The sequence below is a fragment of the Blautia stercoris genome (assembly GCF_054657695.1).
Genome location: NZ_BAAHYF010000002.1, coordinates 654,050 through 675,000 on the forward strand (window position 1 = coordinate 654,050; position 20,951 = coordinate 675,000).

The 20,951-nt window shown below is 40.8% G+C and carries 15 protein-coding genes and 3 tRNA genes (1 of these 18 cut by a window edge); 15 read left to right on the forward strand and 3 right to left on the reverse strand.

All coding sequences use genetic code 11. The features are described from left to right. Positions 1-61 precede the first annotated feature (61 nt). The 6 genes from ACYQ2D_RS12855 to ACYQ2D_RS12880 all read left to right on the forward strand — a co-directional run bounded on the left by ACYQ2D_RS12855 (position 62) and on the right by ACYQ2D_RS12880 (position 7,730). Positions 62-3,460, forward strand: coding sequence for a YhgE/Pip family protein (locus ACYQ2D_RS12855; RefSeq protein ID WP_459786185.1), 3,399 nt, complete (start codon positions 62-64; stop codon positions 3,458-3,460). A gap of 150 nt (positions 3,461-3,610) precedes the next feature. Beyond that, positions 3,611-3,681, forward strand: a tRNA-Gly gene (locus tag ACYQ2D_RS12860). A gap of 4 nt (positions 3,682-3,685) precedes the next feature. After that, positions 3,686-3,758 (forward strand) — tRNA-Gly (locus ACYQ2D_RS12865). A gap of 483 nt (positions 3,759-4,241) precedes the next feature. Continuing rightward, a complete protein-coding gene (gene sstT, locus ACYQ2D_RS12870) occupies positions 4,242-5,459 on the forward strand; it encodes a serine/threonine transporter SstT (protein WP_459785699.1) in 1,218 nt (405 codons plus the stop codon). Between the two features lie 70 nt (positions 5,460-5,529). After that, positions 5,530-7,080 carry a sodium/proline symporter PutP gene (putP, locus tag ACYQ2D_RS12875; protein WP_459785701.1) on the forward strand — a complete coding sequence of 517 codons (1,551 nt, stop codon included), beginning with the start codon at positions 5,530-5,532 and terminating at the stop codon, positions 7,078-7,080. An 8-nt stretch (positions 7,081-7,088) separates the two neighbouring features. Then, positions 7,089-7,730, forward strand: coding sequence for a YczE/YyaS/YitT family protein (locus ACYQ2D_RS12880; RefSeq protein ID WP_459785703.1), 642 nt, complete (start codon positions 7,089-7,091; stop codon positions 7,728-7,730). 58 nt (positions 7,731-7,788) lie between these two features. Here ACYQ2D_RS12880 and ACYQ2D_RS12885 read toward each other — a convergent pair whose 3' ends face one another. Beyond that, positions 7,789-8,505 (reverse strand): type 1 glutamine amidotransferase, encoded by a 717-nt coding sequence (locus ACYQ2D_RS12885; RefSeq protein ID WP_459785704.1) that lies wholly within the window; start codon positions 8,503-8,505, stop codon positions 7,789-7,791. Between the two features lies 1 nt (position 8,506). After that, positions 8,507-9,844, reverse strand: coding sequence for a MurT ligase domain-containing protein (locus ACYQ2D_RS12890; protein ID WP_117456651.1), 1,338 nt, complete (start codon positions 9,842-9,844; stop codon positions 8,507-8,509). A gap of 324 nt (positions 9,845-10,168) precedes the next feature. On the opposite strand from ACYQ2D_RS12890, the gene ACYQ2D_RS12895 reads away from it, so the two are divergent. From ACYQ2D_RS12895 to ACYQ2D_RS12910, 4 genes are all read left to right on the forward strand, one after another. Next, a tRNA-Phe gene (locus tag ACYQ2D_RS12895) sits at positions 10,169-10,241 on the forward strand. Positions 10,242-10,348: 107 nt separating this feature from the next. Further along, the gene (gene glyA / locus ACYQ2D_RS12900; RefSeq protein ID WP_187558919.1) at positions 10,349-11,587 is read left to right on the forward strand and encodes a serine hydroxymethyltransferase; all 1,239 of its coding nucleotides are present in this window, start codon (positions 10,349-10,351) and stop codon (positions 11,585-11,587) included. Positions 11,588-11,759: 172 nt separating this feature from the next. Further along, the gene (locus tag ACYQ2D_RS12905; protein ID WP_279289517.1) at positions 11,760-11,888 is read left to right on the forward strand and encodes a hypothetical protein; all 129 of its coding nucleotides are present in this window, start codon (positions 11,760-11,762) and stop codon (positions 11,886-11,888) included. Positions 11,889-11,952: 64 nt separating this feature from the next. Beyond that, complete coding sequence (locus tag ACYQ2D_RS12910; RefSeq protein WP_117456634.1) at positions 11,953-13,464, forward strand: alpha-N-arabinofuranosidase; 1,512 nt, start codon at positions 11,953-11,955, stop codon at positions 13,462-13,464. Between the two features lie 63 nt (positions 13,465-13,527). Here ACYQ2D_RS12910 and ACYQ2D_RS12915 read toward each other — a convergent pair whose 3' ends face one another. Continuing rightward, on the reverse strand, positions 13,528-14,457 hold the full coding sequence (locus ACYQ2D_RS12915; protein WP_459785707.1) for an AraC family transcriptional regulator: 930 nt from the start codon (positions 14,455-14,457) through the stop codon (positions 13,528-13,530). A 156-nt stretch (positions 14,458-14,613) separates the two neighbouring features. Between ACYQ2D_RS12915 and ACYQ2D_RS12920 the strand changes: the two genes are divergently transcribed. The 5 genes from ACYQ2D_RS12920 to ACYQ2D_RS12940 form a co-directional block, all read left to right on the forward strand. Continuing rightward, positions 14,614-16,512 carry a DUF5696 domain-containing protein gene (locus tag ACYQ2D_RS12920; protein WP_118701493.1) on the forward strand — a complete coding sequence of 633 codons (1,899 nt, stop codon included), beginning with the start codon at positions 14,614-14,616 and terminating at the stop codon, positions 16,510-16,512. A gap of 176 nt (positions 16,513-16,688) precedes the next feature. Continuing rightward, entirely contained in the window at positions 16,689-18,008 is a 1,320-nt protein-coding gene (locus ACYQ2D_RS12925; protein ID WP_117456637.1) for a Gfo/Idh/MocA family protein, read from the forward strand. 69 nt (positions 18,009-18,077) lie between these two features. Further along, entirely contained in the window at positions 18,078-19,370 is a 1,293-nt protein-coding gene (locus ACYQ2D_RS12930; protein WP_117456638.1) for an ABC transporter substrate-binding protein, read from the forward strand. Positions 19,371-19,386: 16 nt separating this feature from the next. Further along, on the forward strand, positions 19,387-20,307 hold the full coding sequence (locus ACYQ2D_RS12935) for a carbohydrate ABC transporter permease (RefSeq protein ID WP_117456639.1): 921 nt from the start codon (positions 19,387-19,389) through the stop codon (positions 20,305-20,307). 11 nt (positions 20,308-20,318) lie between these two features. Beyond that, on the forward strand, positions 20,319-20,951 hold the 5' portion of the coding sequence (locus ACYQ2D_RS12940) for a carbohydrate ABC transporter permease (protein ID WP_408610102.1). 207 nt of this gene lie beyond the right edge of the window; the window shows 633 of its 840 coding nt (coding positions 1-633); the start codon lies at positions 20,319-20,321; its stop codon lies off the right edge, out of view.

Consider the following 20,951-nt stretch of genomic DNA (forward strand, 5'->3'; position numbering starts at 1 on the left):
AAGCATTTCAAAGATAACAAATATCCGAAAGAGAAAACTGAATAAGGAAAGGGGAATGTATATGCTAGGGAAAGAGTGGAAAAGCTTGTTCAAGAATAAGTTGCTTTTAGTGGTTGTAATTGCTGTTATTGCAATACCGACGATTTACACCACACTTTTTCTGGGGTCAATGTGGGATCCTTATGGAAATCTTGATAAACTTCCGGTAGCGGTAGTCAATAAAGATAAACCGGTGACCTACAATGACAAGGAACTTAAAGTCGGAGAGAAATTAGTCGATAAGCTGAAAGATGAGGATTCTCTTTGTTTTAACTTTGTAGACCAGGAGACAGCAGCCAGAGGTTTAAAAAACGGAACTTATTACATGGTAATTACGATTCCGGAAAACTTCTCAGAAAATGCATCCACAGTTATGGATGAAGAACCTCAGAAAATGGAACTCGATTATGATACCAATCCGGGAACAAACTACATTGCTTCTAAAATGAGTGAAACTGCAATGGAAAAGATTAAAAACAGTGTGGCCGAAGAGGTAACAAAGACTTATGTAGAAACTGTATTTGATCAGATTGTAACTGTTGGAGATGGAATGCAGGAAGCGGCAGATGGCTCTGAAGAGTTAAAAGACGGAGTTACACAGTTAGTCGATGGAAATAATACCATTTCCGAAAATCTGAATGTTTTAGCAGACAGTTCACTTACTTTTAAAGATGGTAGTGATACACTTGAAGTTGGATTAAAGCAGTATGTAGACGGTGTCAGTACGGTTGGCAGTGGAGCAACACAGCTCGACAGTGGAGCAGGTCAGTTAAAAGACGGTATTGCAACTGCGAAAACCGGAACCGCACAGCTTGCATCTGGAACCTCTCAGTTAGTATCTGGTTCCGGCCAGTTAAAAGATGGTTCCAGTGCATTAAAGACCGGACTTGACCAGTTAAATGGACAGGTGCCAACCTTACAGGATGGTGTGTATGCACTTGCAGATGGCGCAGTTCAGTTAAAGGGTGGAACTTCTCAGTTAGTTGATGGTTCTGGAAAATTAAAAACTGGAACAGCTAGTTTAAAAACTGGAGCAAGTCAGCTTGCAGCCGGAACAGAACAGCTTGAAGCCGGTGGAACTTCTCTGACAATGGGAATCAGTACAGCAGACCAGGCAATGGCAAAACTTTGTGCGGGACTTAATCAGTTACAGGAAAGCACAGCAAGTCTTCCGGAATCTTCCACAGCTTTAAATAATGGAGCATCTCAGCTTTCGGCAGGACTCGAGCAGGTAACTGCAGGAGCATCAAGTGCAGAAAGTGGTGCAAAAGCATTACAGGCAGGACTTGAAAAAGTAAATGGAACAGATGGAGCAAACTCCAAACAGCTTGTAGCAGGAGCAACAGGAATTAATGATGGTCTTAGCCAGCTTTCCGCAATGCTTCATCAGATGGCAGGAACAACTGCTTCAGCAAACGAGACTTCACAGAGCACAACAAAAGAAGTTAGCGTAGATGTATCTGGTGCAAAAGATGCAGTGAATGGATTAAAGAGTCAGGCAGATGCACTTTCATCAGCAGCAGACAGCGTAGGAAGCATCAGCACCAATCAGGAAGCGGTTACTTCAGTTGATGGATTATCAGAAGCACTGGCAACAGCCGTTGCAAATGGTGATATCAATCAGGTAGCAGACATTGCAAATCAGGCGATTGCAGCAGCGAATGCAAATGCAGCATCTGTAAATGACGCAAACAGCCAGCTTGCAAATGCAGCATCCCAGAGTGCAAGCGCAGCAGAAACACTTAGAGGTGCAAGCCAGAACGTTTCATCAGCAGCCGATAATGCAAGTGCACAGCTTGACAAAGTGGCAGGCGTTGAAACTACAACAACAAACACTTCAACTTCTGCACAGGCAGAAGTAAGCGCAGAACAGTTACAACAGTTAATTGTTACGGTTGATAAATTGAAATCAGCAAGTGACAGTTTAAAAATTGGTGTAAATAGTTATACAGGTGGTGTTCAGCAGATTACAGCACAGGCACCGGCACTTACAACTGGAATTTCAACAATTAACAGTGCATTAAGTACTCAGATTCTTCCGGGAAGCCAGACACTGGCAGCCGGAACAAAACAGCTTGCAGAACAGAGTCCGGCACTGACAGCAGGAATCCAGCAGGTAGCAGCAGGCGGAACTCAGTTTAAGTCAGAAGCCTTAGGCGGAATCCAGAGCGGTGCATCTCAGCTTTTAGCAGGTATCCAGAGTGCAAACACCGGCGCAAAAGCATTAAGCGCAGGTGCAGAAGCAGCAGATACCGGAATGGGAACCCTTGCAGCAGGAATCAGCCAGGTAGATGACGGAGCAGGCAGCTTAAGTGAAGGAACTGGAACTTTGAAATCCGCTGTACCGACACTGGTAGACGGAGTCAAACAGTTAGACGATGGAGCCGGAAGTTTAGATGACGGAATGGGAACACTCTCAAGCGGAATCAAACAGGTAGATGATGGAGCAAAACAGTTATCTTCCGGAAGCGGACAGCTTTATGATGGCGCAAGTCAGTTAAAAGATGGAACAACAACCTTAGTATCCGGAACAAAACAGCTGGTAGCAAATAATAGTACACTGCTTAGCGGTGTCAGCCAGTTGAGTGATGGAGCAGCACAAATTAGTGACGGAGCCGGACAGCTTCGTGACGGAAGTGAAGAATTAGGCGATGGTCTTGATCAAGTTTATGATGGAAGTGACACATTGGCAACAAGCCTTGCGGATGGAGCAAAAGAAGTCAAAGAGACCAAGGCAGACGACAATACTTATGACATGTTCTCAAGCCCGGTAGAGGCAAGTGAAACAAAGATTACAACCGTAGAAAACAACGGACACGCAATGGCACCATATATGATGTCTGTTGGTCTTTGGGTTGGATGTATCGCATTTAGTTTAATGTATCCTCTGACAAGTTACAAAGGCAAATTAAAATCAGGATTCTCCTGGTGGATTAGCAAAGCCTCTGTACTTTATACAATTGCTTTATTACAGGGTCTTGTAATGATTGCATTACTGCATGTATTTGATGGATTTACACCACTTGAAGTTGGCAAGACATTAGCGTTTGTTTGTGTGGCAAGTGTGACATTTATGTCAATTATGTACTTCTTCACAAACTCACTTGGAAAAGTCGGAAGTTTCTTAATGTTGGTATTTATGGTAATTCAGCTGGCAGGTTCAGTTGGTACTTACCCGCTTGAAGTTTCCGGTGACTTTGTAAAATACCTGCATGACTGGGTACCGTTTACTTATACAGTAGAGGCATTCAGAAGCACAATCGCAGGTGGCGAAAGTATTATGAACGCAGTGATTTATCTGCTTATCTGGTTTGTAGTATTTAATTTGCTTACATTGATTGTATTCCAGATTCGTGCAAGAAGAATTAAGAGCAATAAAGAAACATTAGACCATTGGCTTGAAGTACATGGTCTGGCATAAATAATAAAGAGAGGGATTGCAGTCTTGGAAATAAGGCAGCAGTCCCCTTTTTAAAAAAAATTAAAAAAATTTTTCAAAAAGTGTTGACAATAGAAACAATTTGAGGTATTATAAACAAGTCTTAACGAGACAGCAACAATTAAATAACCTGCGGGTGTAGTTCAGTGGTAGAACACCAGCCTTCCAAGCTGGATATGTGGGTTCGATTCCCATCACCCGCTCTTTGCGCGAGTGGCTCAGTTGGTGGAGCGCGACCTTGCCAAGGTCGAGGCCGCGGGTTCGAGTCCCGTCTCGCGCTCTCAAAGAAACACAAAAAGATGGTATCCAATCGGATACCATCTTTTTTGTGTTTTCGAGCCCCGCCGGGACTCGAAGGTTCGAGGTCTCCGCTCCGCTCCGGTCGTTGCGAAACGAATGTCCACAGGACATTCCGCAACGTCTCGCGCTCTGATAAGCAAGAGGGTACATGTGGATATTATTTTTGTATTTCCAATCCCGCAGGACTCGAAGGTTCGAGGACTCCGCTTCGGTCGTTGCAAAGCGAACGTCCACCGGACGTTCTGCAACGTCTCGCGCTCTAAAAGAAACACGAAAAAACAGCGAAAATACACAGAGAATCTTGCGTGTTTTCGTTACAAGGACAAAAATTTTGCAGAGAAAGACAAAATGCTTTGCTTATTGAGCCGATTGTGATAAAATGATGAGCGAATATTGATAAAGCGATGTACTTTTGTGATATGAGGAGAGCGAGGGTACAGAGGGAAAAAGGAGAAAAGACAAAATGAAGGAACTCGTGACAAAGTGGAACAGCATCAGTCTGGTAAAAAGGATTATTGCCGGTTTGATTATCGGTATTATTCTTGGTATGGTTGTTCCGCAGTTTTCCGTAATCGGGCTTTTAGGACAGCTTTTTGTTGGTGCATTAAAGGCGGTTGCTCCGATTCTGGTATTCTTTCTTGTGTCTGGTGCGTTGTGTCAGCATAAAGAGGGAAAAAAGACAAATATGAAAACCGTTGTTGTATTATATCTGCTTGGTACTTTTTTGGCAGGTACGGTTGCAGTGATAGCAAGTTTTCTGTTTCCGGTGGAACTGACCCTGACAGCAGGTGTGGAGGATGTCAGTGCTCCAAGTGGGGTTGGAGAGGTTTTAAAGACACTGTTTATGAATATTGTATCCAATCCGATCGATGCTATCGCAAATGCAAATTATATCGGAATCCTTTCCTGGGCGGTTCTTCTTGGAATTGCACTTAGAAAAGCAGGGGATGGAACGAAAAAGGCAATTACTGATATTTCCGATGCGATTTCTCAGTGTGTAAGATGGATTATCAGTTGTGCACCGTTTGGTGTTATGGGGCTGGTATTTACAACAATTTCAGAGCAGGGAATTGATGCTCTGCTCAGTTATGGACATTTGATTCTGGTTTTAGTAGGAAGTATGTTATTTGTAGCACTGGTAGTAAATCCGCTGATTACTTATATCGGAATCCGTAAAAATCCATATCCGCTTGTATTTAAATGTTTAAAAGACAGTGGAATCACAGCATTCTTCACAAGAAGTTCTGCTGCAAATATTCCAGTCAACATGAATTTATGCAAGGAACTTGGTTTGGATAAAGATACTTATTCTGTTTCCATTCCTCTTGGAGCAACAATTAATATGGGAGGCGCTGCCGTTACGATTTCTATTCTGGCGCTTGCAGCAACTCATACGCTTGGAATTTCTGTAGATTTTCCAACAGCAATTATTCTTTGTGTATTATCCGCAGTCAGTGCCTGTGGTGCATCTGGTGTAGCAGGAGGTTCTTTACTTTTGGTTCCGCTTGCCTGCAGTTTATTTGGAATTTCCAATGATTTGGCAATGCAGGTAGTTGGTGTCGGATTTATTGTCGGAGTCATTCAGGATTCCTGTGAAACAGCCTTAAATTCTTCTACAGACGTTCTTTATACTGCAGTTGCAGAACTTTCCGGACATCGAAAAGCACAGAAACAGAAGTAAATCAATCTTTGATGCATGCCGTCAAAGGTTGAGGCGTGCAGAAGACAGAAGCAGAATAAGGAGAAAAAAGATGAAACAGAATGATATTGTTATCGTATTAGCGGCATTTGCAGCTTACCTGATATTAATGGTAGTTGTCGGTGCGGTTTATATGAAGAAAACAAAAAACTCGGAAGATTATTTCCTTGGTGGACGTGGACTGAGCGGATGGGTGGCTGCTTTGTCTGCACAGGCGTCTGATATGAGTGGCTGGCTCTTGATGGGATTGCCGGGAACCGTTTATGCACTTGGAACCGGTCAGGCATGGATTGCTGTTGGCTTGTTTTTAGGAACGGTGTTTAACTGGGTATGCATCTCTTCCCGTCTGAGACGGTATACAATTGTTGCAAATAATTCATTGACACTTCCGGCTTATTTTGAAAACCGGTTTCGTGATAAAAAACGTGTATTACTTTTAGTATCTTCGATTGTAATTGTAGTATTCTTTCTGGTTTATACGGCGTCTGCTTTATCAGCCGGAGGAAAATTATTTCATTCCGTATTTGGAATTGATTATCACATTGCACTTGCAATTGGAGCAGTTGTTATTCTTGCTTACACGTTTATGGGTGGTTTTATGGCAGTTTGTGTGACCGATTTTATTCAGGGAAGTCTGATGCTGGTTGGGCTGCTTGCCGTACCTGTGCTTGCGTATTGTTTTATTGGAAGTGGAAATTTAAATGCCATGTTAGATGAAAGCCAGGTCATTGGCGGACATCAGGCATATTTAAGCATGACAAGAAATGGAGAAAGTTCTTATTCTTTTATCGAAATTTTCTCTCAGCTTGCATGGGGACTGGGCTATTGTGGAATGCCGCATATTTTGACCCGGTTTATGGCTGTAAAGAATCAAAAAGAATTGAAAAAATCAAGAGTTATTGCTATTATATGGGTAGCACTGTCTCTCTTTGCAGCAGTAGCAATCGGTGTGCTTGGACGAGCTTATCTGTATCCGGTTATTTTAGGAACGGAAGGTCAGGCTTCAACAGAAAGTGTATTTATTGAGATGATTACGAAGATATTTACACAGGATTTACGTCTGCCGTTCATCGGTGGAGTGTTTTTATGTGGAATTTTGGCAGCAATTATGTCAACTGCGGATTCTCAGCTCCTAGTCACTGCGTCTTCCGTTTCAAAAGATATTTATAAAGATATTTTAAAACCTCAGGCGGATGAAAAAACAGTATTAAAAGTAAGCCGTGTTACTGTTATCGTGGTTGCAGTGCTGGCATTTGCAATTGCATGGAATCCGAACAACAGTATTATGGGACTGGTATCAAATGCATGGGCTGGTCTTGGTTCTGCATTTGGTCCGATTGTACTGATGTCATTGTTTTGGAGAAGGACAAATTTTGCAGGCGCAGTTGCCGGAATCGTGTCAGGAGGATTAACTGTTATTATTTGGGATTATATTCCGTTCATCAATGGACAGACTCTGGGCACCGCAACTGGTTTATACTCTCTTGCATCTGGTTTTGTAATCAGCATTTTATGCATTGTGATTTTCAGTTTGTGTACAAAAGCTCCGGAAAAAGAAATCTTAGAAGAGTTTGACAGAGTCAAAAAAATGAAAGAAGAGTAAAAAGAAAAATGATAAGAAGGTATTTTGAAAAAGCCGGATGGGGACGGCTTCTGGTTATGGTAGTGGGAAATATCTTTCTGGGACTTGGGATTGCGGTTTTTAAACTTTCCGGTCTTGGAAATGACCCGTACAGCGGGATGGTAATGGCACTTTCAGACTGCGTGGGAATGGCTTATGCGAATTTTCTGGTATTGATTAATCTGGCGGTTTTTGTGCTTGAAATTATTTTCGGTCGAAAATTCATCGGAGCCGGAACGGTAGTCAACGCATTGTTTTTGGGATACATAGTGACATTTTTTTATAAGCTGCTCAGTAACGGAATTGGAATTCCGGAAGTGATGTGGCAGAGGTTAATCGTTGTCTGTATTGGAGTAGTTGTGTGCAGTTTTGGTGTATCCATGTATCAGACACCGGATGTCGGTGCTGCGCCTTATGACAGTATGTCGCTGATTATGGCAATGCGCAAACCATCGATTTCATATTTCTGGCACAGAATTTCGACAGATGCCTTGTGTGCGCTTATCTGTTTTCTGGCAGGAGGAATCGTTGGGATTGGTACACTGTTAAGTGCATTTTGTTTAGGTCCGTTTATTTCGTTCTTTGATGCGAAATTTACACTTCCATTACTTCGGAAAATTGAGAAAAAATAAAAGATAAAAAAGTGCGGGAAACCCTTAAAGATTAGTTCAAAGGTTTTCCGCACTTTTCTTATTTTACAAATCGTTGATAAATCGAAGCATTTGCTTCTAATTCCTGTGTATCATCAAGTGGTGTAAGTTCATCCGTGCCATATTTTCGTTTTAGAGCATTTTTAATCAGATAGTCACTGATATGTGGATTTTTTGGAAGCAGTGGACCGTGCAGATAAGTTCCGACCACGTTTTTGTAAAGTACACCTTCTGTGCCATCTTCTCCATTATTTCCATGACCATAAAGTACTCTTCCGAAGGGGCGGTTTTCTCCAATGTAAGTTCGTCCACCATGGTTTTCAAATCCGACAATCGGATGTTCAAAGGCATCATTTTGAAGTACGATATTGTCAATCAGACGTGGATTTCCCTGTTCGGTATAGAGGTCAACAAGGGAAAGACCTTCGATTCGTCCCTCATCGGTATCATAATAATGTCCCAAGAGCTGGTAACCACCGCAGACTGCAATGACGCTTCCGCCGTCTTCAACATAATCATGAAAATCTTTCTGAATCGTTCTTAAGCGGTCGCATACAAGCATCTGTTCACGGTCAGAACCACCGCCAAGCAGTACAATATCAAGTTTGGTAAAATCAATTTTATCTTCTAAGGTGAACTCAATTGTTTCTGAGTCAATGCCTCTCCATTGACAGCGCTTCATCATGCACTGGATGTTGCCCCTGTCTCCATAGAGGTTCAAAAGGTCAGGATATAAATGTCCAATCGTAAGCTTCATATTACTTTTTTCCCTCCATTTTCTTTAAAATATTGTGTGTAGAGTAAAGTCCGGTGTAGTTAACTAGTACATAAAGATTCTTTGTGCCATTTTTAATTTTGGATTCAATGGCTTTTTCAATATCATTTTCTAAATCAGAAGCAATGTCAACATATTTCAGACGCAGGCGCATATCCGCTCCTCGAATTCCTGTTACGGTGATAGAGCTTGCATTGGCATCTTTTAAACGGTCAAAGTCAACATCCCAGAGCCAGGAGACATCCGTTCCATCCTGACTGTTATCATTGATCAGAATAATAATGTCTTTTGGACTGGTATCAGTCATAACTGCACCGATGTTCTGGTTAAATCCGGCCGGATTTTTGGCAAGGTTTAACATAACTTTAGTGCCATTGATAAAGAACTGTTCGTTTCGTCCAAACTGTGGAGTGTAATCTCCAAGCACTTTATTAAAGTTTTTTGTTGGGATTCCTGCCATGGAAGCTGCGCCAAATACGGCAAGAATGTTGTAAATATTATAAAATCCACGATAGTTGGCTTTGATATGGGAAGCTTTTACATCAAAAGCAAGCCCGTCGGACATATCAATGTGAGAAGCATCAAATTCCGGTTTTGGACGTTTGAATCCGCATTTCGGACAGTAATAATCCCCGAGCTGGCTGTAATGATAAAATTTGTATTCCATTTTGTGACCACAGCGTTTACAGAAACGACCTTCACGGATTTCTTTGGAATTCTGGTCTTTGAATACCTGTTCGCTGATTCCGTAAGTGGTATATGGATTTTTATTATCCATTGCCAGATAAGTAGAAAGGGAATCGTCGGCATTGACTAAAAGCTTCATATTTGGTGCCATTTTCATGGCGCGGGAGAGCAGATTCATAGTGATATCAATTTCTCCATAGCGGTCAAGCTGGTCACGAAATAGATTAGTTAAAACCATGTAGTCCGGTTTGAAATGAGGAAGCACACGGACAGTAGAAGCTTCATCAATTTCGATACAGGCATAATCTGCATCTAAGTGTCCATTTAATCTGGCGCTTAAAACGAAAGCAGATACTACACCGTTTAACATATTAGAACCGGTGTGATTACAGACCACTTTATTTCCGTTTGAGACGAGAAAATCGGAAAGCAGGTTGTTGGTAGTTGTTTTTCCGTTTGTACCACATACAATAAAAGTGTCTTTTCGCACTTCGGCAGCCAGTTCTTTTAAGATTGGTGGATAAATGGAGAGTGCGACTTTTCCGGCGAGCGTAACACCCTGTTTTCCGGTAATCTGGCAGGCGGTTTTAATCAGACGACCGCTCCAGATGGCTATTAATCTTCGTATATTCATCATAATTTCATTAACCCTTGTATCGTTAAAAATTTTTGTGTTATCGTGGTTAGGATACCACATTTTATGCATAATTACAACATTTCACAGGAGGTGGAAAAGTAGGAGGTTTTTTGGGGGAAATAAAAAGTTTTTGAACGCAGATAAGCATTCCCCCGCTTCAAGTGCGCAGAGCACTAAGCGACTGCGTTCATGAGCAAGTAGCGAAGCGGATTGCGAATGTCCGCTTTACTTTAACGTAATAAATTAAAAAAGGGGCTTGAAATTTTAAATAGAGTATGGTAAGATGGCTGTGTTGTCGAAATTCAAGAAAATTTCGCACAAGCCCAGATAGCTCAGTTGGTAGAGCAGAGGACTGAAAATCCTCGTGTCGCTGGTTCGATTCCGGCTCTGGGCATTTTTTTACACAGACAATGTCTTTGTGAGAGAAACAAATATCCACAATACGAAGAATCTGGTAAAAAAGTAAAGAATGAAATGATAAGAAAGGTGAGGTTAGAAAACATGTATTCATTTGAAGAGATTCAGGCAGTAGACCCGGAAATTGCGAAGTGTATTACAGATGAAGTGGAACGTCAGAATTCCCATATTGAATTAATCGCTTCAGAGAACTGGGTAAGTAAGGCAGTTATGGCAGCTATGGGCAGTCCTTTAACCAATAAGTATGCAGAGGGTTATCCGGGAAAACGGTACTATGGTGGGTGCGAGTGTGTAGATGAAGTGGAACGTCTTGCAATTGAGAGAGCGAAAGAACTCTTCGGGTGCGAATATGTGAATGTACAGCCTCATTCCGGTGCACAGGCAAACATGGCAGTGTTCTTTGCGATGCTGAAGCCGGGAGATACCGTAATGGGAATGAACCTTGCACATGGCGGACATCTTTCACACGGAAGTCCGGCAAACTTCTCAGGAGCATATTTTAAAATTGTTCCTTATGGAGTCAATGATGAAGGTGTGATTGATTATGAAGAAGTCAGAAAGATTGCGCTTGAAGCAAAACCGAAAATGATTGTAGCCGGTGCAAGTGCATACTGCCGTGTGATTGATTTTAAGAAATTTCGTGAGATTGCAGATGAAGTTGGCGCATATTTAATGGTCGATATTGCTCATATTGCAGGTCTTGTGGCAGCAGGTGTACATCCAAGTCCAATTCCTTATGCGCATGTAACAACTACAACCACTCATAAGACATTAAGAGGTCCAAGAGGCGGTATGATTATGAGCAGTGCTGAGATTGCAAAACAGTTTAATTTTAATAAAGCAGTATTTCCAGGTATTCAGGGTGGTCCTTTGATGCACGTAATTGCAGCAAAAGCGGTCTGCTTTAAAGAAGCACTTTCACCGGAATACAAAGTTTATCAGCAGAACATCGTGAAAAATGCAAAAGCATTGTGCGACGGACTCTTAAAGAGAGGCATTAACATTGTTTCCGGAACAACAGAGAATCACCTGATGCTGGTTGATTTAAGAGGAACAGGAATTACCGGAAAAGTAATGGAGAATCTGCTTGATGAAGCAAATATTACCTGTAATAAAAATGCAATTCCAAACGACCCTGAATCTCCATTTGTGACAAGTGGTGTCAGACTTGGAACAGCAGCAGTAACTTCACGTGGAATGAATGAAGAAGATATGGACCAGATTGCAGAGGCAATTGCACTTATGGTAAAAGATAAGGAAAATATTGGAAAAGCAAAAGCGATTGTAAAACAGCTGACAGATAAATATCCATTAAATGCTTAAGATTAGGATTTTTTAACCAAATAGCGAAAGCGGATTGCGAATATCCGCTTGACAGTGATTTAGAATGAGTAAAAACTAAGAAAAGAAGCTCGGGTACAAGTTAGTGAAAAAACTTGTATCAGGGCTTCTTTTTTGACGAAAATCACATACAACTTATAGGATGTTGGACGACTTGTATGGAAAATGGGGCAAAAAAGCCCGAAATCAGCAAAAAATTCAGAAACCACTTGCAATCGAAGTCAACATCCAATATAGTGATGGAAAGAAGAAAGATGCGCATCCCATGGAGGAGCTATCTTAAGTCGGAAGCTTACCGACTGAGGTGAAAATTCCGAGAGTACAGGAGTAAAAATCAGGAGGATTTTATGGCAAAATTATATGTAAATGAAAAGAACAAACAGGGACACATTAATCCGGAAATTTATGGACATTTTGCAGAACATCTTGGAAGATGTATTTACGAAGGAATTTATGTGGGAGAAGATTCTCCGATTCCAAACAAAAACGGAATGAGAACCGATGTAGTAGAGGCATTAAAAGAGATGCGGATTCCTCTTTTACGCTGGCCGGGTGGATGTTTTGCAGATGAATATCACTGGATGGATGGAATCGGTCCGAAAGAAAACAGAAAGAAAATGATTAATACACACTGGGGTGGTGTGGTAGAAGATAACAGCTTTGGAACACATGAATTTTTTGAATTATGTGAACAGTTGGGGTGTAAAACTTATGTAAACGGAAATGTAGGAAGCGGAACAGTAAGAGAGATGAGCGAATGGGTGGAATACATTACATTCGACGGTGTTTCTCCGATGGCAGATTTAAGAAAAGCAAACGGACATGAGAAACCGTGGAAAATCGATTACTTTGGTGTCGGAAATGAAAACTGGGGATGCGGTGGAAATATGACTCCGGAATACTATGCAAACTTATACCGCAGATACCAGACTTATGTTCGCCATTATGATAATTCTGCGCCGATTAAGAAAGTCTGTGGAGGTGCGAATGTTGCAGATTATTTCTGGACAGAGGGCGTATTAAAAACTTGTTATGCAGCACCACAGCCGCCAATGGCTCATGGATTTATGGATGGACTTTCTCTTCATTATTATGTACATCCGGAAGGATGGGAAATCAAAGGAAGCGCAACTGATTTTGATGAAAAAGTATGGTACAAAACTTTATGGAAAGCTCTGTACATGGAAGAGTTAATTAACCGCCATGGTGCAATTATGGATCAGTACGACCCGGAAAAAGAGGTTGGCATGATTGTAGATGAATGGGGATGCTGGTTTACTGTAGAGCCGGGAACAAATCCGGGATTCTTATATCAGCAGAATACGATGCGTGATGCCTTAGTAGCAGGTTTAAGCCTGAACATCTTCAATAAACACTGTGACCGTGTAAAAATGGCTTGTATTGCACAGATGGTCAATGTATTACAGTCTGTTATTTTAACAGAAGGGGAAAAGATGATTTTAACACCAACCTATCACGTATTCCATCAGTATCGTCACCATCAGGATGCAGACCTTGTAGAAAGCTGTATTACAGGAAACTCTACTTTAGATGCAGGGGAAAAAGAATATCAGGTGCCGAAATTACAGGAATCGGTATCAATCGATAAAGATGGTATTGTTACAATTACCTTAAATAATCTTTCTACAACAGACAGTGAAGAAGTAGAAGTGGCATTTACAGAATTGAATCCATCCGACGTCAGTGCAAGTATTGTAAATCAGGAAATGCATGCTTACAATACATTTGAAGAACCGGAAAATGTAACAGAAGAAGCATTTACTGCTTATGAAATCACAGAAAAAGGGCTGAAATTTACAATTCCGGCATGTAGTGTCGTAGCATTCCGTGTAAAATAAGAAGTGAAATTAAGAAAACAAAAAAGTTTTGGAAAATAAAAGCAGGGGTGATTAGAGCAGATTCTAATCATCCCCTTTTAATGCCTGAGAAATTCCTTTTACGGAAGAAGCATATTCCATCGGTGACATACCGGTGGATTTTTTAAATTGTCTGGAAAAATATTGGGGAGAGCTGTAGGAAAGAAATCCTGCAATTTCAGTAAAATTCTTACTTCCATCTCGAATCATTGCCTTAGCCCGCTGAATTTTTATGCGATTAAAATATTCCATCGGTCCACAGCCTTTTTCTTTTTGAAAGAGTTTTTGCAAAGAGGAACGGCTCATGGAAAAATGCTGGCAAATCTGGTTCGTATTGAGCTGTTCGCAGATACAAAATTGCATATATTGAATGATTTCTTCAATTCTCTGCGCTTTTGTATCAGACAGTTCGATTGGAGTGGCAAGTGGAAAATGTCGTTTTCGTTCTGGTGGTTTTGCATCAAGCTGAAGATAATTTTGTTCGAGTGTAATTAAAAATAGTTCGAGATAGAGCAGAATCATCTGCTGTGAGCCAAATGGTGCATTGGGTTTAATTTTCACCTGCTCAATCGAGGGCAGATGCAGGGGTGTGGCAAGGGCTTCACGTGCAGCATTTAAAATGCAGGAGACAAGAGTGCGCTCCGACTTATTCAGGGTGAAATTTTTCTTCCGAAAGAAATTCATGGCAGGAGAGTTTGTTATAAAGGACATAACAACAAGGTTGGGCGAAGAATTTCCGACGGAACGGATGGCATGAAATTCATTTGGTTCATGAAAAATAATATCGCCGGCTTCCATCCGGAAATGATTTTCTCCGGCCTGTACAATGACGCTTCCCTGATCAACGTAAAGAAACTCCCAAAAATCATGAGATTCCCCGTGAAAGACAAAGTCTTTCATGTATTCAAAATAGTGGATTGTGATAATCGAATCGATTGCGATTTCCCGCTTCAATGTGGTTTTAATGTAGGTCATCTGTATTCCTCCTGCGGATATTTTAACAAAAAGTATGCAATAAGACAAGAAAAGTATTTAATAAGGCAACATATTGACCGAAAAACTGTATATACTGTTAATTATATTTAAAGGTGATGAAAAGAGTAGAAAAAAGTAGAAATTGAGGATTACGCTATGAGAAAAATTGAACAGGGGACAGTAGCTGTCAGTCTGGACGAAAAAAGTCTGATGGTGACACTGGAACAAGAAAAGACAAAGTGGTCTTGGAAAGAAGGATTCCGTCCATATATGGAATGTGAGGAAGGAGAGCTTTTCTTTGACGAGGCAGCTTCAATTTCTCATGAAACGTATCAGACGGGAATCGGAGTCGGAATCAGAAGTATATTTTCTGATTTTGAAAAAGAAGGAAAAAAATATCCATACAGTTTTGAAACATTAATCTGGATTGAAGGTGCAACCGGACATGTGTATTTTGAATGGATTCCTTTAAAAGAAGAAGGACTTCATATTAAAAAGCTGTTCTGGCCTGGAGCAATGGAATTTACAAATCCAAGCAAAGAATGGTATACACTGCTGACACATGAACAGGGTGTGCTCATTCCAAATGACTGGGAAACGGAGCTGGGAGCAATTCCGTTTAATGGATTTTTTGAAACTGCGGGCGGTTATATGCCGTGGTTTGGTCAGGTAAAAGAGCGGGAAGGTTATATTGCAATTTGTGAGACACCATGGAACGGAGGTTATTATGCCAATCATCCGGCGAATGGACCATATACACACGTAGGGGTTTATTTTGAACCAAGTCTTGGCAAAATGGATTATCGCAGAATTATGCGTTATACATTTGCATCGGACTGCGATTATAATACCCTTTGTAAAATTTACAGAGGGTATGTAAATGAGCAGGGAAGGCTTCGTACTTTGTCTGAAAAAGCAATGAGAAATCCATCCATTAATGATTTAATCGGATGTGCATTTGTACATAAAGGAATCAAAACTCAGGTACAGGAAAATTCTGATTTCTTTGATCCGGAAAATCCGGATAAAAATAATCACCTGACAACGTTTGAGACACGTGTGCAGGAGATAAAAGAAATCCATGAGGCCGGAGTGAAAAAACTTTATCTTCACTTAGACGGCTGGGCTGAACCGGGATATGATAATAAACATCCGGATTACCTTCCGGCATGTAAAGAAGCCGGTGGTTGGGACGGTATGAAAAAGCTTGCCGATACCATGCATGAGTGTGGTTATATGTTTGGAATCCATGATCAGTACCGTGATTATTATCTGGCGGCGCCAAGTTTTGATGAAAATTATGCATGCAGACTGCCGGATGGAACAATTCCGAAGCATCAAAGATGGGCAGGCGGTCCACAGTCTTATCTGTGTGCGACACAGGCAAGTTATTATGTAAAACGAAATTTTGGAGAAATAAAACGAAATGGTATAGAATTAGATGGGGCGTATCTGGACGTATTCACCTGTAATGAAGGTGATGAATGTGATAATCCGGAACATCGCATGACCAGAAGAGACTGCTATGAATTCAGAGGAAAATGCTTTGAGTATTTGCTCTCTTGCGGAATTCTGCCAAGTTCTGAAGAAGTGAGTGACTGGGCGGTTCCGAGTTTGGTTTTCTGCCATTATGCACCTTATGACTTTATGATGAGACAGCCCGGAACTCCAAAAGAGGGCGTTCCGGTTCCGTTATACAATCTGGTTTATCATGATTGTGTGATTGAACCATGGATGATGGATAAGGTCAGCGATGAAGATGATTATATGCTTTATGCCCTGTTAAACGGCGGAGCACCGTATCTGATTCGTGATGCTGCATATCCGAATTTTGATGGTGCATTTGAGGATAAAGTAAAACTCAGTCTGAAAGAAAATATCGAGCGCAGTAAAATCGTATCTGATTTACATGAAAAAGTTGCAAAATGTGAAATGCTGCGTCATGAGATGGTGAATGGGGATTACATGGTACAGGAAACAAGTTTTTCTGATGGTACAAAAGTAAGAGTTGATTTCAGAAAACAGAGTTATGAAATTGTTTCCGAAAGCAGATAAATCAAAAAAAATGAGCGGAGCCAAAGCGGGCATAAGAAACAGTTATTATTGTGGATAGCTGTTTCTACCCGCTTTTCTTTGATTCACAAGCAATTTCATTCAATTGTGGGTTGAAACAGCTTGATATGAATACAGAAAGATTTTAAGGCTACATCAGAAGAAAAGAGGAGGAAGAAATGGCAAATAAAATTACAGTCGCACTTGCCGGACTTGGAAGCCGGGGAAAAGATACTTATGCCAAAGCTGCAAAAATCCATCCGGATAAGATTGAGATTGTTGCGATTGCAGATGTCAATCCGAAAAAAGTGGAAATGGTAGCGGAGGAATATCACGTTCCAAAAGAAAGATGTTATACAAGTGCAGAAGAAATGTTAAAAGAAGAGAAGCTTGCAGATGTGATGTTTATTACGACACAGGACAGACAGCATGTAGCGCAGGCAATCCCGGCATTAAGAAAGGGATACCATCTGTTACTGGAAAAACCGATTTCGCCGGATCTTGATGAGTGCCGTGAAATTGTAGAAGTAGCAAAAGAATGTGACCGCAAAGTTGTTGTCTGTCATGTCTTACGTTATACACCGGTTTTCCGTAAAGTAAAAGAAATCCTGGATTCTGGTGTGATTGGAGATATTGTTTCTATCAATGCATCCGAAAATGTAGGATGGTTTCATATGGCACACAGTTTTGTAAGAGGTAACTGGAGAAATAAAGAACTGTCAAGTCCAATGATTTTGCAGAAATGCTGTCATGATATGGATTTATATCTGTGGCTGGCAGATAAAAAATGTAAATCTTTATCTTCTTTTGGAAGCACGTATTTATTTAAAGAAGAAAATGCACCGGAGGGATGTACGAAGAGGTGTCTTGATGGTTGCAAAGTAAAAGCTACCTGTCCTTATGATGCAGAAAGCATTTATCTGGACAGTGAGAGAATTGGAGCAAGAAATGGAAATACCCGCTGGCCGTTAGATGTTGTTACAGAAATTCCGACACCGGAATCTGTAGAAGAAGCATTGAAAACCGGACCTTATGGAAGATGCGTTTATCATTGTGATAACGATGTAGTAGACCATCAGGTTGTAAATTTAAATATGACAGACGGTTCAACAATGAGTTTTTCCATGAATGGTCACACTGCTGATTTTGCAAGACATGCACAGTTTTGTGGAACGAAAGGTGAAATGAATGTAACAATGGGTTCCTGGGATGTGGAAGATGATTTCATTGAAACTACACTTTTTGGGGCAAAATTAAAAACAGAATTGATTCCGGCTTCTGAATTATCCGATGATTTTTCAGGACATGGCGGTGGAGACATTGTAATGGTAGAAGAATTTGTAGATATCTTACTTGGAAACAGAGAAGAGAGTCCTTCTATTACTTCACTGGAAAAATCTGTAGAGAGTCATTACTGTGCTCTTGCAGCGGAGGAATCAAGATTACACGGCGGAGCCGTAATAGAGCTGGATGATATCCGGCAAAAAGGAAGTATGTAAAACGGAAAACCGTTTTCATAGATAGCTGTAAAAACAGAACAATCATAATAAGAAAAGGAGAGAAGTATTATGAAAAACATGAAAAAAATGGTAGCATTCGGAATGACTGCAATCCTTGGTGCAAGCATGCTTGCAGGATGCGGTTCAAGCAGTGACAGTTCTTCTGATGAAAAAAGCGGTTCATCAAAAGGTAAAACAGAATTAACATTCGGTATCTGGGATGAAAATCAGAGACCTGCAATGGAAAAACTGATTGAAGCTTACGAAAAAGAAAATGAGAACGTGACAGTTAAAATTCAGTTAACACCATACAAAGGTGGAGAATACTGGACAAAATTAGAAGCAGCAGCAGGCGGCGGAACAGCTCCTGATGTATTCTGGTTAAACGTACTGCATCTGGATGCTTATCAGGAAGGCGGAATCTTAGATGACCTTTCTTCTGCAATCGCTGATTCTGACATCAACGACAATTTTTCAGAAACACTGGTAAATAACTATGTTCGTGATGGCAAAAACTATGCAGTACCGAAAGACTTCGATACAAATGCGTTATGGTATAACAAGGAACTGTTTGACCAGGCTGGAGTTGAATATCCGACAGATGATATGACTTATGATGATTTAGTGGCTCTGGCAACAGAATTAAAAGACAAACTTCCGGAAGGTACTTATGCATTTGCGTGCCCGGTTGACTTCCAGACATGGTATTATCAGACAGTATACGCAAACGGCGGCTGGATTTTAAATGATGATGCAACAGAAACAGGATACGAAGATGAAAAAACTCAGGAAGGTATCCAGTGCTGGATTGATATGATTGATGCAGGACTTTCACCAAGTGCAGCTACACTTGCAGAAACATCTGCAGATGCAATGTTTGAAGGCGGACAGCTTGCAATGAACTTTGCAGGTTCTTACATGGTTCCGGAATATGCATCTAATGATACAATCAAAGATAAAATTAACTGTGTTGAAATTCCTACATTCAATGGTGTAGAAGATAACTGTATCAACGGTCTTGGATATGCAGTATATGAAGGTTCTAAAAACAAAGAAGAGGCTGAAAAATTTGCTATCTGGCTTGGAAGTGCTGAGGCACAGCAGATTCAGGGTGAGACAGGTGTAGTTATCTCCGCCAGAACAGATGCTCAGAAATACTTCGCAGAAGCAAACAGCCAGTACAACTTAGCAGCTTATACAAACCATGCAGATGAAGCTTATCCACTTCCGGTTTGTGCACAGGCAGCAGAACTGTATGACAAAGAATCTACATGGCTGACAAAAGCTTACAATGGAGAAATGTCACTTGCAGATGCTTGTAGCGGACTGAAAAAAGAAGCAGATGCACTTTTAGCAAAGTAATAAAGTAGGTGAAAGAATGGCTGAAGTGAAAGCAAAAGTACCAAGAAAAAAAGCGTCGAAAAGACAGAAAAAAGACTGGTTTGCAGGATATGTCTTGATCGCACCGGTCACAATTGGTTTGCTGGTGTTCTATATCTGGCCGTTTATCCAGAACTTCTGGTTTAGTTTTAATGATGTAAACAAGTTTAACATGTCTACATTTGTAGGACTGGCAAATTATAAAGAGATGCTGGGTGACAAAGAAGTATGGAGAACATTTGGTAATACCTTAAAATATGTTGTTATAACTGTACCGTTAGGATTGTTTTTATCAATCTTATTAGCAGCTCTGCTGAATGCAAAAATCAAAGGAAAATCAATTTATCGTACCTTATATTTCCTGCCTTCTGTAACAATGTCAGCTGCGGTAGCTATGGTATGGAAATGGATGTATAATGAACAGATGGGTATCTTAAACAGTGCGCTTAAAGCAGTAGGCGGAAAAGGTCATAACTGGATGACAGACCCGCATACCGCATTGTTTGGAATTATGGTTGTCGGACTCTGGATGACAGTGGGATATAACATGATTATTTTGCTTGCAGGTATGCAGGGAATCAGTAAATCTTATTACGAGGCGGCAGCAATTGATGGAGCAGGTGCGGTTACGCAATTTTTCAAAATTACGATACCGATGCTGACACCGACAGTCTTCTTTGTAATGATTACCTCTATCATTAGTGGATTCCAGGTATTTGATACGGTATATATGATGGTCGGAAAAGCAAATCCAGCTTATGAATCAACGCAAACGGTTGTTATGCTGTTCTATCGACAGGCGTTTGACTATGGTCATAAGGGATACGCAGCCGCAATTTCAATCCTTATTTTCCTGGCAATCATGCTGGTTACTGTAATCCAGATGATTGGACAGAAAAAATGGGTAAATTATGATTAAGAAGGAGGAGAATGAGAATGAAAACCAAAAAATCAAACTTAAATCATTTGATTGTCCATCTGATTCTTCTTGCTGGAGTTGCTGTTGTAGTATTTCCATTCTTATGGATGATTTTAACTTCGTTTAAAACATCCGGAGAAGCGATGAAGATTCCGCCGACAATTTTCCCGGAAAACTTTGTAACGACTGCATATCATACAATTGTATCCTCTGCGATTCCATTTGGAACAGTTTATATGAATACGATTATTTCTACAGCGGTTACGACACTTGTACAGATCGCATTTTGTTCGATGGCAGGCTATGCGTTTGCACGTATTGACTTTCCGTTCAAAAATGCGCTGTTTGTATTAATCTTATCGGTACTTATGGTACCGGGACAGATTTTCTTGATTCCGCAGTATCAGATTATTCAGAAAATGGGATTACTGGATACGATTCCTGCATTGTTTATGCCAAACTTATTTAGTGCATTTGGTACCTTCCTTTTAAGACAGTTCTTCATGTCATTACCAAAAGAACTGGAAGAAGCAGCAATTGTAGACGGATGCGGACGATTCCGTGTCTTTGGACAGATTATGCTTCCGCTGGTAAAACCAGGTATCGTAGCGCTTGCAATCTTTACAATCAAGTTCGCATGGAAT